Here is a 12,023-nt window from a genome sequence, read left to right on the forward strand (position 1 = left end):
CCGCTGGGCGGGGCCCGTGGCCTGGGGGCGGGGGGGGCGGGTGAGGTGATGGGTGGGGGGTGTGTGGGTGTTGTGGTGGTTCTTGGGGGGGGGGGGGGCCGCGGACGCGCGGGGGCCGGGGGCCCCCGAGTCGGGCGCCGGGGCCGGGGCCCCCCACTACCCGTAAATCGGGGGCCCTGGCCGGCATCGCGCCGCGCAGGGCGTCAGGGGGTTGCCGGCCAGGGGCCGGCACTACCCGTCAGTCGGGCGCCTTGGCTGGTACGAACGGCGAGGTCGGGTCGCTGGCCGGGAAGGTCTCCTCCAGCGCCTCGTCCTGGTTGTCGCTGGCGCGCTGCTTGCGTTCGCGACGCTTGAGCGGGCTTTCCTGGCCGCCGCGATGGCGGTCGCCGCCATCCTTGCGGTCCTGGGCGGCCTGTTCAGCCTCGTGCTTCACCGGCAGATGGTCGCCACCGTGCTCGGCGTCGTAGAAAGGTGCGCCGGTGCCGCGGTAGTCGGCATTGTCGGCATCGCGCTTGCCGCGCTGTTCACCGGGAATGGGCGGGTGGTTTTCCCGCAACGGGTCTCGGGAATTCTCTCGGCTCATGGTCTGGCTACCTGCGCTCGGGGCTCCCACTACACCGCGCCACAGGTAAAGCCGCCGCGAACCCGGCGTCATGAACATCTCGCTCACCCCCCGGTAACGGCACCGCGCGTATTCCTGCCCACCCGCCCCCGCTGCAGGAGCCGGTCATGCCCCGTCTTGAACGACCCGCACCGTCCGTGTTCAACGCCCTGCTCGATCCGCTCGGCCAGCGCACCGCACAACGCCGCACGCGCCGCCATGAAGATCCGCAGGCGGTGGCGCAGGACTACCTGCAGTACATGCTCAGCGACTACGAAGAGCGTCGCGGGCAGAACCACCGCAACTGGCGCGATCTATGCCCGGTCTATGCCTTCGCATTGACCACCCACGCTGCGGACTGGCCGCGCGGTGACGCCGCGGATACCTGTGAGGAACTGGCCGAACACTGGGAACAGATGCGCGGGCAGTCGCGGTTGAGCTGGTCGCAGGCACGGCCGGTGGTGGAAGACGCTTGGCGCGCGCTGGATCATATTCCTGCGGTGGCGGTGAGGCCGTTGCTGCAGTAGTGCCGGCCGCTGGCCGGCAACCCCAGGAAACTTCAGGCCGCGAGCTCTGCCGGCCCGCAGCCGGCACTGCCGTTCTCCGTAGAACCCACGTGCACGGTATCGACACGGGTGGTTTACACCGCCCATCCGAAGCTGGATGCCCTGCCCCGCCAAAGGTACGCCCATGGCCCGCCCGATCTGGACCGGCACGCTGTCGTTTGGCCTGCTCAACGTGCCGGTGTCGCTGATGTCAGGCGAACGCAAGGTCGATCTGCAGTTCCGCATGCTCGACTCCCGCGACCGCAAGCCGATCCGCTTCGAGCGGGTCAACGCCGATACCGGCGAGGAAGTGCCATGGAAGGACATCGTCAAAGCCTATGAGTACGACAAGGGCAGCTATGTCGTGCTGGAGGAAGGCGATATCCGGTCTGCGGCACCGGAAAGCCACGAAGCGGTGGAGGTGGAATCGTTCGTGGATGCCGCGCAGATCGACCCGCGCTACTACGAGAAACCCTACCTGCTGGTGCCCGGCAAGAAGGCCGAAAAGGGCTACGTACTGCTGCGCGAGACATTGCGCAGTACCGGCAAGGTGGGCATCGCCCGGGTGGTGGTGCGTACCCGCGAATACCTGTGCGCGGTGATGCCGCATGCGGACGCGCTGGTGCTGATGATCCTGCGCTATCCGCAGGAACTGGTGGATCCCGAAGATTACAAGCTGCCCACCGGAAAGCTCGCCGATTACCGCATCAGCAGCAGGGAAACGGCGATGGCCGAGCAGTTGATCGAGTCGATGTCCGGTGATTGGGATCCGTCGCAGTACCACGACGAATTCCGCGAGCGCCTGCAGCAAGTGCTGAACAAGCGCATCAAGTCCAAGGGCGGTACCACACGGGTGGAGGATGAACCTGCACCGCGTGAGGACGCCAGCACCAACGTGGTCGATTTCATGGCACTGCTGCAGAAGAGCCTGGATGCGAACAAGCGTACGCCGGCGAAGAAGACGGCAACGCGGAAAGCAGCCACCAAGCCGACGGTAAAGAAAGCCGCAAAGAAGGCAACGAAGAAGGCCGCAAAGAAAACCGCTGCACGGCGTAAGGCAGGTTGAGCCATGTCGCTGCACCAGTACCGGCGAAAGCGCCGGCTTGGCGGTGGCCTCGGGCAGACACCGGAACCTGACGACACACCCGCACACGGCAACCCGAAGCGGCGGCCGATCTTTGTCATACAGCTGCACCATGCCACTTCGCGGCACTATGACTTCCGCCTTGAGATGGACGGTGTGCTGAAAAGCTGGGCGGTGCCGAAGGGTCCTTCGCTTCGCGCTGGTGACAAGCGGCTGGCCGTGGAAGTGGAAGACCATCCGCTGTCCTACGCCGGTTTCGAAGGAGATATTCCCGAAGGCCACTACGGCGCTGGCCACGTGGAGGTCTTCGATCACGGCACATGGGCCTGCGAAGGCGATCCACTGCAGGCACTGGCAGCGGGAAAGATCGACTTCGTGCTGCATGGGCAACGCTTGGCCGGCGGCTGGAAGCTGGTGCGCACAGCGATGAAGGGACGCCAGGTGCAGTGGCTGTTGATCAAACGCGACGACGAGGAAGCGCGCGATGCCGAAGCAGATGATCTGCTCCAATCCCCCATGCCGAAACGCACATCCGCAGTGAGCAAGCGCACGGTGGGCAAGTCAACGCGCGCCGCACCGGCTGCACGATCGGCGACCCGCAAGGCCGATGCGCGTTGGCATGCGCGAGCGCTGAACCTGGACGGCGCGCGTGACACGCCCTACCCGCGCGCCTTCAAGCCACAGTTGACCGATCATCGCAACAGTGCACCGGACGGCGCGCGCTGGTTGCATGAGATCAAGTGGGATGGCTATCGCCTGCTGGCCGATCTGCACGAAGGCAAGGTGACGCTGCGCTCCCGCAACGGCCTGGATTGGACGGGTGATTTTCCCGAGGTGGTACAGGCCGTGCAGGCACTGCCGGTGCGGGATGCGCGCCTGGACGGCGAGCTGGTGGTGCTGGACAAGCAGGGGCGCAGCGACTTCGCCGCGCTGCAGCGCGTGATCGACGGGAGTTCGAAGCAACCGTTGCGCTACATCGTGTTCGATCTGCCGGGTGTGGCCGGCGTGGACATCAGTCGTTCACCGCTGCTGGAGCGCAAGGCGCTGCTGAAGGATCTCATCGGACCCACGCCCGGAACCCTGGCCTTCAGCGAGCACGTGATCGACCATGGCCCGCAGGTATTCGATGCCAGCGGGAAGGCGGGATTCGAAGGCATCGTCAGCAAGCAGGTGGATGCGCTCTACGTGAACACCCGTGCACGCAGCTGGGTGAAGGTGAAGCATGAAGACACCGACGAGTTCGCGATTGTCGGCTACACGGCACCGAAGGGCTCCCGGGTAGGGTTCGGCTCGCTGCTTCTCGCCACGCCGGACAACGGCGGATTGCGCTATGTGGGGCGGGTCGGCACCGGCTTCGACGACGAGAGCTTGCGCGCGCTGCACAAGGCGCTGCAGCCGTTGGCGGTGAAGACGCCTGTGCTGCAGCTGCCGGCGCATGTGCCGTTCCGCGCCGCCAGCGTTCGCTGGGTGAAGCCGGTGACGGTGGCGGAAGTGGCCTTCCGTGGCTGGGGCAAGGAAGGCCTGCTGCGCCAGGCCAGTTTCAAGCGGCTGCGCATCGACAAGCAGAAGGAGGACCTGGGAGTGGCCATATCGAGTGCTGAAGCCGGGGGCGAGGTCCAGATAACCCATCCGGAGCGGGTGGTGTTCCCAAGGCAGAAGCTCAGCAAGGGCGACGTGGCGGACTACTACCAGCGCATGGCGCGCTGGATTCTGCCCGAAATTGCCGGGCGGCCCTTGTCACTGCTGCGCTGCCCGGATGGCGTGGGCAAGGACTGCTTCTTCCAGAAGCACCATGGCCCCGGCCTGGGGGATGCCGTGCACGCGGTGCCCCTGCAGCAGAAGAGCGGCCGCGAGGACTACGTCTACATCGACGATGTGCGGGGCCTGCTGCAACTGGTGCAGATGAACACACTGGAGCTGCATCCGTGGGGCGCGACCGTGGCCGATCCCGAGCACCCGGATCGCCTGGTGTTCGATCTCGATCCCGGTGAAGGGGTGGGCTGGGCGGAGGTGAAAGCCGCTGCGCGTGATGTCCGTGACCACCTGCAGGAAGTCGGCCTGAAGAGTTTCGTGCGGCTGTCCGGTGGCAAGGGCGTGCATGTGGTGGTGCCGCTGCGGCCCAAGGCCGACTGGGAACAGGCCAAGGCGTTCTGTGAGGCGTTCGCCCGGGCGATGGCGCAACGGGCGCCCGACCGCTACGTGGCCACAATGAGCAAGGCCAAGCGTGGTGGCGTCATTTTCATCGACTGGCTGCGCAATACGCGGGGTGCCACCAGTGTGTGCTCGTGGTCGTTGCGTGCGCGCGATTCCGCCGGTGTGGCAGTACCGCTGCGCTGGGATGAACTGGCTCGTATCAGTGCCGCCGACGCATTTTCGATGGGCAAGGCGCTGGCGCGCGCGAAGCGCCTGAAGGCGGACCCTTGGCACGGCATCGCGCGGCTGAAGCAGACGTTGCCGCGCATGGACCTGTAGAGCCGAGCCTATGCTCGGCTGCCTGTGCCGATGTGCATGAAAGCCGAGCACGGGCTCGGCTCTACAGGGGCGGCATCACCTTGGATCGCGCGAGGGACGACGGCCGAACCACCAGCCGGCCAGCAGTTGCAACGGCAGCGACGCCAGCAGTGAAATGACGAACCACAACGGGAAATCCGCACCCGCCGTCCACATGGCGTAGCCACAGCCCAGCGCGACCAGCGACCAGATCGAGAAGCCGTGCGATCGCGGCCAGCAGGGCGCGTAATAGGTGGCAAAAGAAACCCCGGCGATGCCACCGAGCACGCTGAAGGTGAGATCCCAGCCCAGCTGCACGCTGTTGTTGTCCGGCGACAGGCCCAGCAACGGTGGCAGCCAGCTGGCGACGCTGCTGACCAGCGCAAGCGACAGCACGCCGCCGATCAGGGCGACGATGGACAGGAACAGGGTCTTGAGCAGGGCGGGCATGCGCGCATTGTACGGCGGCCACAGAGTGCCCGCGTTGCCGGCCAGCGGCCGGCACTACCGATGAATCGGCATGGCCGCCGCGTCCGTGGGAGAGGGGGACGGAGCGACGGCGGCCATGCACAGGCGGTCAGGCAGCGAAGTCGAGCACCACGCGGCCTTCGATGGTGCCCGCATGCATGCGCGCGAACACGTCGTTGATGTTTTCCAGGCGGTCGGTGCTGACCGTGGCCGCGACCTTGCCCTCGGCGGCGAACTGCAGCGATTCCTGCAGGTCCAGGCGGGTACCGACGATCGAGCCGCGCACGGTGATGCCGTTGAGCACCATGCCGAAGATGTCCAGCGGGAAGTTGCCGGGCGGCAGGCCATTGAGCGAGACAGTGCCGCCACGGCGCACCATGCCCAGCGCCTGCTCGAACGCCTTCGGTGACACTGCGGTGACCAGTGCACCGTGGGCGCCGCCGATTTCCTTCCTGAGGAACGCGGCCGGGTCGGTGGTGCGCGCGTTGACGGTGACCTGCGCGCCCAGCTGGCGGGCCAGTGCCAGCTTGGTGTCGTCCACGTCCACCGCGGCCACGTTCAGGCCCATCGCGCGGGCGTACTGCACGGCCATGTGGCCCAGGCCACCGATGCCGGAAATCGCCACCCAGTCACCGGGCTTGGTGTCGGTGACCTTCAGTCCCTTGTAGACGGTCACGCCGGCGCACAGCACTGGCGCGATCTCGACGAAGCCCACGTCCTTCGGAAGCAGGCCGACATAGTTGGCATCGGCCAGTGCGTAGTCGGCGAAGCCGCCGTTGACCGAGTAGCCGGTGTTGCGCTGCGTCTCGCACAGCGTTTCCCAGCCACCCAGGCAGTGTTCGCAATGACCACACGCCGAGTACAACCAGGGGATGCCGACCCTGTCGCCTTCCTTGACGTGCCCTACCCCGCCTCCCACGGCCACGACGTGCCCCACGCCCTCGTGGCCGGGGATGAACGGCGGGTTCGGTTTCACCGGCCAGTCGCCCTCGGCGGCGTGCAGGTCGGTGTGGCAGACGCCACAAGCCTCGATCTTGACCAGTACCTCGCCCGCCCCCGGGCGCGGTACCGAGACTTCCTCGATCACCAGTGGCTTGCCGAACTCACGCACGACAGCGGCCTTCATGGTGGAATTCATGTTCGGATCTCCGTAGTGCGCTTGCCCACAGAATGACGCCGGCGCGAGACCGGCGCTTTGATCACGATCAAACCTTTGAAGATCCGCGAAGCAGGTTCAGCTGGCCAGCACCGAGGCCTCGCGGGCCAGGCGCTCGATGGCGTCCCAGTCGCGGGTCTGCAGCAGCGCCGGGGTGGTCAGCCACGAACCGCCCACGCACAGCACGTTGGGCAGGTGCAGGAACTGCGGCGCGGTCTGCGCGCTGATGCCGCCGGTCGGGCAGAAGCGCACATCGGCGAACGGGCCGTGCCAGGCGGCCAGCAGCGCGGCGCCGCCGGCCTGCACGGCCGGGAAGAACTTGAAGGTGTCCGCGCCGTGCTCCAGGCCCTGGATCAGGTCCGAAGCGGTGGCAGCACCGGGCAGGTACGGCAGGTCGGCATCACGCGCGGCCGCATACAGTGCCGGCGTGGCACCGGGGGAAACGGCAAAACGCGCACCGGCCTGCTTCGCCGCCTGCATCTGCGCGGCGTTGAGTACGGTGCCGGCACCGATCACCGCGTCCGGCACGGCCTCGACCATGGCCTTGATCGCATCCAGCGCCTGCGGCGTGCGCAGGGTCACCTCGATCACCGGCAGCCCGCCACGGAACAGCGCCTGGGCCACTTCGACCGCTTCATTCACATCTTCGGGGGTGTACACCGGGATCACCGGTGCCAGCTTCAACAGCGCGCGCAGGCGCGGATCAGCGCTGGACATCGTCTTGCTCCTTGCCCGCCAGGGCATCGCGGATGCTGCCGGTGCCGGCAGCGCAGCGGCGCATGATGCCATGCGGACCGCGACGGTGCCCTGCTCCGCACCGCGCCGGATTCAGGCCGGGTCGGCCTGCAGCGCCTGGATGCGGCGCTGGTACCAGTCGCCACCGAGCGGATCGAACACCGCCGAGCGCTCCATCTGCGCCTCGTACACGTGTACCGAGATCGCCAGTGCCTCATCGCTGGCATTGCGCAGGGTGTGGTACTCATGCGGGGGGATCAGGCTGCCGGCACTGCCGCAGCCCCCGCGCAGCGCGGCGTGGCGGCGGAAGCGCCAGCGCTCGCCGGCGCACTCCAGCAGCTCGTAGCGGGTGATCTCCAGCTCGCCCAACCACACGCCCTCCACACACCACATGGCATCGTGGTCGTGCAGCGGCGTGCCCTGCCCTGGGCCCCAGCTCATGGCAATCACGCTGTAGCCGTGTTCGCGGCTGTGGTACAGCGGACGTCGCGCGTAATGATCGCTGACCGGCCGATGCACGCATTCGGGCAACTCGATGCGGCTGTCGGTTATGGCTTCCTGCAGCGCCAGCTGCAGGTCGGTCGTGATGCGCTCGGGATCACCGGAGCTCATCGCCGCGTCGACTGCGGCGATCAACCGGTCGCGGCCGCGGAATGGCGGAAACGGAGAAGTCTGCAGGTCCATGCCTCGAATGTAGCGGAGCATGGTTAAGGGAATGTTGGCGTTCGCGCGCGTCGCGTCCACATTCAAGGTGAATACGCGCGGAAGAACGATTCAGATGCAGACGCAGTAGAGCGATCACAATGGAACCTTGCGCAGCAGAATCTGTCGAACACGACACGATTAAGATCCGCTGCGACATTCCGCAACTTCGCGCCCGACGGGCGCAAGGCTAGAATTCTCCGACTTACCTGGTTCTATACATGTCAGTGCGAACTATTAGCGATGCCGCGTTGCCGGCATCGAAGGGCAAGGCTGCCACGATCAACGACATCGCACGACTGTCGGGAGTTTCCAAGAAAACGGTTTCAAGAATCATCAACAACTCGCCGCTGGTGCGCAAGGACACCCGCGACAAGGTCGAGGCGTTGATGCGCGAGGTCGGTTACGTGCCCGATCCTCTCGCGCGCGGGCTGGCATTCCGCCGCTCCTTCCTGATCGGCCTGGTGTATGACGACCCGGGTGCCCAATGCATTGTCGACCTGCAGCACGGCGCGCTGGACGCGCTGCGCGGCACTGGCTATGAGCTGGTGGTGCACCCCTGCGACAGCCAGGATCCGGAATGCCCGCAGGGCGTGCGCCGTTTCGTGCAGCAGCAGAAGCTGCACGGCGTGATCCTGGGGCCGCGTGCGTCCGAATCGGCTGCGCTGGCGCAGATGCTCGATGACATCGACTGTCGCTACGTGCGCATCAACGCGCATGCCTCGGAGGATGAGAACCATGCCGTGGTCACCCATGACCGCGATGGTGCTGCCGCTGCGGCGGGCTACCTGCTTTCGCTTGGCCACCGCGACATTGCGGTGATCGCCGGACCGGGTGACCGGCGTGCCGCGCGCGAACGGACGCATGGTTTCCTTGATCGGCTGGCGCAGGTCGGCCTGACCCTGCCCGGCGAGCGCGTGCTGGAAGCGGGCGACACCTTCGAGTCCGGCGTGCATGCCGCCGAACGGCTGCTGATGGGCGAGCAACGCCCCAGTGCGATTTTCGCCGGCAACGACGAAATCGCCGCAGGCGTGTACCAGGTGGCATTGCGTGCAGGCATCGCGGTGCCGCAGCAGTTGTCGATCGTCAGCTACGACGACAGCCCGCTGGCATCGCGGCTGTGGCCGCCGCTGACGTCGGTGCGGCGCCACGTTTCCGACATCGGCCGCACCGCCGCCGCCATGCTGGTCCAGGCCGACGTGCCCGACGCACCGACCGCGGCCAGCGTGCATCCGCAGTTGATGGTGCGCGGTTCCTGCCGGGCCGTGGATGGCTGAGTGTCCTGCCCTCGCCTGCGCCGCTGCAGTGGCGCAGGCAGGCAACAACGAAAGCGGCGCACCCAAGTGCGCCGTTTTCAGTGCAAAGCCGTGCGCGTTGTGTGCTTACACGTCGCCGCCGTCGGCCCAGCCTTCGCCGGTGCCCTTCTGGAACACGCGGTCGTCGCCCTGCACTTCACCGGCCGGCAGATGCGCCTGGTTGGCCAGTGCCGCGTAGATCGGGGTGAAGTCCGGCGAGGTCGCCTGCATGAGCTGTTCGAAGCTGTCGATGACGAAGTAGGTCTTCTGGAAGGTGTCGATGCGGTACTTCGTGCGCATGATCCGCTGCAGGTCGAAGCCGATGCGGTTGGGCGCGGCCGATTCCAGCGAGTACAGCGACTCGCCCTTCGACGACACGATGCCGGCACCGTAGATGCGCAGGCCCTCGGGCGTGTCGATCAGGCCGAACTCCACGGTGTACCAGTACAGGCGGGTCAGGTTCTGCAGCGCATCCGGACCGATCGCATGCGCTTTGACGCCGCCGCGGCCGTACGCCTCCATGTAGTCGGCGAACACCGGGTTCATCAGCAGCGGCACGTGGCCGAACAGATCGTGGAACAGGTCCGGTTCGGCGATGTAGTCGATCTGGTCCGGGCGGCGGATCCACCAGGTCACCGGAAAACGGCGGTTGGCCAGATGGTCGAAGAAATCCAGTTCCGGCAACAGGCCTTCAACCCCGACCAGGGTCCAGCCGGTGGCCGCGCCGAGCACTTCGTTGAGCTGGTCGAAGCGCGGAATCATGTGTGCGCTCATGCCCATTTCGTCCTGCGCATCCAGGAACTCCTGGCAGGCACGGCCGACCAGCAGCTCGCGCTGGCGCTGGTACAGCGTGCTCCAGGTTGCGTGGTCGTCGGCGCTGTAGGTGTCCCATGGCTGCTCGACGAGCGCGGTGGTATACACCGGCACGTAGCCCTTGTCGGTCTGCTGGTGTTCGACGCGGCGGGGCTGGGCGAGGTCCATGCGGCACTCCTGGATGGGATACCCACGATGCTAGGGCAGGGGACGCGCAACAGGGTTGCAAAAGTTGCGCCGATTGGCCTTGTTGGCGCAATATCCTTGCGTACTCACCATGTTGCGGGGCAACAATGGCCGGAGAAGTCCAGTTCGATCGCACGGATATACGCCTGCTGGCCGAAATCCAGCGGGATGGGCGCGCCACCAACGCCGAACTGGCGGCGCGGGTGAATCTCTCGCCTTCGGCCTGCCTGCGGCGATTGCAGCGGCTGGAAAGCGAGGGCGTGATCGTCGGCTATGGCGCGCGGCTGGAGCCACGGCAGCTGCGGCTGGGCCTGCAGGCCTTCGTGCGCGTGCAGCTGGAAAAGCACGACCAGGCCGCCATCGGCCACTTCGTGGACAGCGTGCAGGCGTGGGACGAGGTGGTGGCCTGCCACGCGCTGACCGGCGACATGGACTACCTGCTGCACGTGTACGTGCGCGACCTGGAGCACTTCTCGCGCTTCCTGCTGGACCGGCTGCTCAATGCCGGTGGCGTGGCCGATGCCAATTCCAGCTTCGTGCTGCGCACGGTGAAGGGCTTCCAGGCGTTGCCGCTGTCGCAGCTGGAGTCCTGAGCGACCACCGGGCGGGCCCGGTGGCCTGGCTTCAATGGATCAGCACTTGTCCTTGCGGCCCATCAGCTTGCCCAGGCGCGAGGCTTCCTCGCACTTCGGCGCGGCCACCGGTGCCGGTGCGGCTGCTGCGGCGCGCGCGCGCTGCAGCTGCTGGATCTTCGCGCGGATCTGCGGCATCGCTGCCATCGCGGCCTTTTCGCCTTCCAGGATCGCGGTGCCACGCTGGCTGAAATCGGCGGCACCGATGTCCAGCACCTTCGGGCGGATGACGATGTCGGCGCGCGCCAGTTCCTGCTCGCCCAGGCGCTGGCCCATGATCGAGATGGACTGGTTGACGATGCCCAGCATGTCGGTCGGCGCCTTGCCGCTGGCCTTGCTGGAGATGTCGACGGCGATCACGAAGTCGGCGCCGAGCTGGCGGGCAGCGTCCACCGGTACCGGGCTGACCACGCCACCGTCGATGTAGCTGCGGCCGCCGATCTTCACCGGCTCGAACACACCGGGAATGCTGCTCGACGCGCGCACGGCCTGGCCGACATTGCCGCGCACGAAGATTGCGCGCTCGCCGGTTTCCAGCTGGGTGGCGACGGCGGCGAACGGCTTTTTCAGGCGCTCGGCAGGACGGTTGGCAACCTGTTCGTTGACGTAGTCCTGCAGCTTCTGGCCCTGCACCAGGCCACCGGAGAACAGGCGCACATCGCGGATGCTGGCTTCATCAAGCGCCACGGCCCTGCTCTGCATCTGGAAGGCATCCATGCCGCTGGCATACAGGGCGCCGACCACGCTGCCGGCGCTGGTGCCGGCGACCACGGCCGGCTCGAAGCCGTTGGCCTCCAGCATCTTGATCACGCCGATATGGGCAAAGCCTTTGGCCGCGCCGCCGCCCAGGGCGATGCCGATCTTCACCGGCTTGGCCTGCGGGACCACGGTCGGCGCCGGCGGCGGCGTGGGGCGGACCGGGTCGCCACCGCAGCCGGCCAGCAGGCCGATCAGGGCGACAGACAGCAGCATGCGGGGGCGGAACAGGCTCATCGGCAGTGCGCGCACGGCGCCGGATTCAGGAAAGGGCGCCAGCATACCGAAGCCGCGGCGGGGCGGGCAGGGTGGGAAATATCGCCCATTCATAAAGGTAGTGCCGGCCCCCGGGGCGCGCCCCAACGGCCACACGCAACCCGCCCCGGGCGTGCCGGGCCCCGGCCCCCCCCAACCCGCTGCGCGGCCCGGTCCCGGTGGTTGTCGGGCCGCGGGCGGCCGCCCCGGAGGGGGGGTTGATGGGGTTTGGCCATACAGCCACCGGCCGCGGCGCCCCCGCCCGCCTCGTTCGGCGCGCGTGTTGCGCGCCCCCCGCGGGGGGG

At 67.2% G+C, this 12,023-nt stretch carries 12 protein-coding genes; 5 read left to right on the forward strand and 7 right to left on the reverse strand.

What is annotated here, in order from left to right:
• Positions 1 to 238 precede the first annotated feature (238 nt).
• Entirely contained in the window at positions 239 to 583 is a 345-nt protein-coding gene (locus WDC87_RS20520; RefSeq protein WP_053496719.1) for a hypothetical protein, read from the reverse strand.
• 146 nt (positions 584 to 729) lie between these two features.
• Between WDC87_RS20520 and WDC87_RS20525 the strand changes: the two genes are divergently transcribed.
• The 3 genes from WDC87_RS20525 (at position 730) to ligD (ending at position 4,702) form a co-directional block, all read left to right on the forward strand.
• Positions 730 to 1,128, forward strand: a complete 399-nt coding sequence (locus WDC87_RS20525; protein WP_049413394.1) for a hypothetical protein — start codon at positions 730 to 732, stop codon at positions 1,126 to 1,128.
• Between the two features lie 163 nt (positions 1,129 to 1,291).
• On the forward strand, positions 1,292 to 2,212 hold the full coding sequence (locus WDC87_RS20530; protein ID WP_111178698.1) for a Ku protein: 921 nt from the start codon (positions 1,292 to 1,294) through the stop codon (positions 2,210 to 2,212).
• 3 nt (positions 2,213 to 2,215) lie between these two features.
• Entirely contained in the window at positions 2,216 to 4,702 is a 2,487-nt protein-coding gene (ligD, locus tag WDC87_RS20535) for a DNA ligase D (RefSeq protein ID WP_252744735.1), read from the forward strand.
• Between the two features lie 75 nt (positions 4,703 to 4,777).
• Here ligD and WDC87_RS20540 read toward each other — a convergent pair whose 3' ends face one another.
• From WDC87_RS20540 to WDC87_RS20555, 4 genes are all read right to left on the reverse strand, one after another.
• Positions 4,778 to 5,170, reverse strand: coding sequence for a hypothetical protein (locus WDC87_RS20540; protein ID WP_252744734.1), 393 nt, complete (start codon positions 5,168 to 5,170; stop codon positions 4,778 to 4,780).
• A 127-nt stretch (positions 5,171 to 5,297) separates the two neighbouring features.
• A complete protein-coding gene (gene adhP / locus WDC87_RS20545; protein WP_088497217.1) occupies positions 5,298 to 6,326 on the reverse strand; it encodes an alcohol dehydrogenase AdhP in 1,029 nt (342 codons plus the stop codon).
• Positions 6,327 to 6,422: 96 nt separating this feature from the next.
• Positions 6,423 to 7,061 carry a bifunctional 4-hydroxy-2-oxoglutarate aldolase/2-dehydro-3-deoxy-phosphogluconate aldolase gene (eda, locus tag WDC87_RS20550; RefSeq protein WP_065186797.1) on the reverse strand — a complete coding sequence of 213 codons (639 nt, stop codon included), beginning with the start codon at positions 7,059 to 7,061 and terminating at the stop codon, positions 6,423 to 6,425.
• Positions 7,062 to 7,172: 111 nt separating this feature from the next.
• Positions 7,173 to 7,763 carry a cysteine dioxygenase family protein gene (locus WDC87_RS20555; RefSeq protein ID WP_061480460.1) on the reverse strand — a complete coding sequence of 197 codons (591 nt, stop codon included), beginning with the start codon at positions 7,761 to 7,763 and terminating at the stop codon, positions 7,173 to 7,175.
• Between the two features lie 239 nt (positions 7,764 to 8,002).
• Here WDC87_RS20555 and WDC87_RS20560 point away from each other — a divergent pair, with 239 nt between their 5' ends.
• Positions 8,003 to 9,058: a LacI family DNA-binding transcriptional regulator gene (locus tag WDC87_RS20560; RefSeq protein WP_111178762.1), complete on the forward strand. Its 1,056-nt coding sequence runs from the start codon at positions 8,003 to 8,005 to the stop codon at positions 9,056 to 9,058.
• Between the two features lie 105 nt (positions 9,059 to 9,163).
• On the opposite strand, the gene phhA is transcribed toward WDC87_RS20560, so the two are convergent.
• Positions 9,164 to 10,057 (reverse strand): phenylalanine 4-monooxygenase, encoded by an 894-nt coding sequence (gene phhA, locus WDC87_RS20565; RefSeq protein ID WP_053496712.1) that lies wholly within the window; start codon positions 10,055 to 10,057, stop codon positions 9,164 to 9,166.
• 125 nt (positions 10,058 to 10,182) lie between these two features.
• Between phhA and WDC87_RS20570 the strand changes: the two genes are divergently transcribed.
• Positions 10,183 to 10,668: an Lrp/AsnC family transcriptional regulator gene (locus WDC87_RS20570; RefSeq protein WP_005411782.1), complete on the forward strand. Its 486-nt coding sequence runs from the start codon at positions 10,183 to 10,185 to the stop codon at positions 10,666 to 10,668.
• A 39-nt stretch (positions 10,669 to 10,707) separates the two neighbouring features.
• Here the strand turns inward: WDC87_RS20570 and WDC87_RS20575 are convergent, their stop codons facing one another.
• The gene (locus WDC87_RS20575; protein ID WP_088497219.1) at positions 10,708 to 11,700 is read right to left on the reverse strand and encodes a patatin-like phospholipase family protein; all 993 of its coding nucleotides are present in this window, start codon (positions 11,698 to 11,700) and stop codon (positions 10,708 to 10,710) included.
• Between the last annotated feature and the right edge of the window lie 323 nt (positions 11,701 to 12,023).

This window comes from Stenotrophomonas maltophilia group sp. Smal12, assembly GCF_037079935.1.
Taxonomy (GTDB): domain Bacteria; phylum Pseudomonadota; class Gammaproteobacteria; order Xanthomonadales; family Xanthomonadaceae; genus Stenotrophomonas; species Stenotrophomonas sepilia.

Excerpts from the sequence above, each read along its gene's own strand:
- ligD (WP_252744735.1), top strand. The coding sequence starts at position 2,216 with ATGTCGCTGCACCAGTACCGGCGAAAGCGCCGGCTTGGCGGTGGCCTC.
- WDC87_RS20570 (WP_005411782.1), top strand. The coding sequence starts at position 10,183 with ATGGCCGGAGAAGTCCAGTTCGATCGCACGGATATACGCCTGCTGGCC.
- adhP (WP_088497217.1), bottom strand. The coding sequence starts at position 6,326 with ATGAATTCCACCATGAAGGCCGCTGTCGTGCGTGAGTTCGGCAAGCCA.
- phhA (WP_053496712.1), bottom strand. The coding sequence starts at position 10,057 with ATGGACCTCGCCCAGCCCCGCCGCGTCGAACACCAGCAGACCGACAAG.
- WDC87_RS20540 (WP_252744734.1), bottom strand. The coding sequence starts at position 5,170 with ATGCCCGCCCTGCTCAAGACCCTGTTCCTGTCCATCGTCGCCCTGATC.
- WDC87_RS20575 (WP_088497219.1), bottom strand. The coding sequence starts at position 11,700 with ATGAGCCTGTTCCGCCCCCGCATGCTGCTGTCTGTCGCCCTGATCGGC.
- eda (WP_065186797.1), bottom strand. The coding sequence starts at position 7,061 with ATGTCCAGCGCTGATCCGCGCCTGCGCGCGCTGTTGAAGCTGGCACCG.
- WDC87_RS20530 (WP_111178698.1), top strand. The coding sequence starts at position 1,292 with ATGGCCCGCCCGATCTGGACCGGCACGCTGTCGTTTGGCCTGCTCAAC.
- WDC87_RS20520 (WP_053496719.1), bottom strand. The coding sequence starts at position 583 with ATGAGCCGAGAGAATTCCCGAGACCCGTTGCGGGAAAACCACCCGCCC.
- WDC87_RS20555 (WP_061480460.1), bottom strand. The coding sequence starts at position 7,763 with ATGGACCTGCAGACTTCTCCGTTTCCGCCATTCCGCGGCCGCGACCGG.
- WDC87_RS20560 (WP_111178762.1), top strand. The coding sequence starts at position 8,003 with ATGTCAGTGCGAACTATTAGCGATGCCGCGTTGCCGGCATCGAAGGGC.
- WDC87_RS20525 (WP_049413394.1), top strand. The coding sequence starts at position 730 with ATGCCCCGTCTTGAACGACCCGCACCGTCCGTGTTCAACGCCCTGCTC.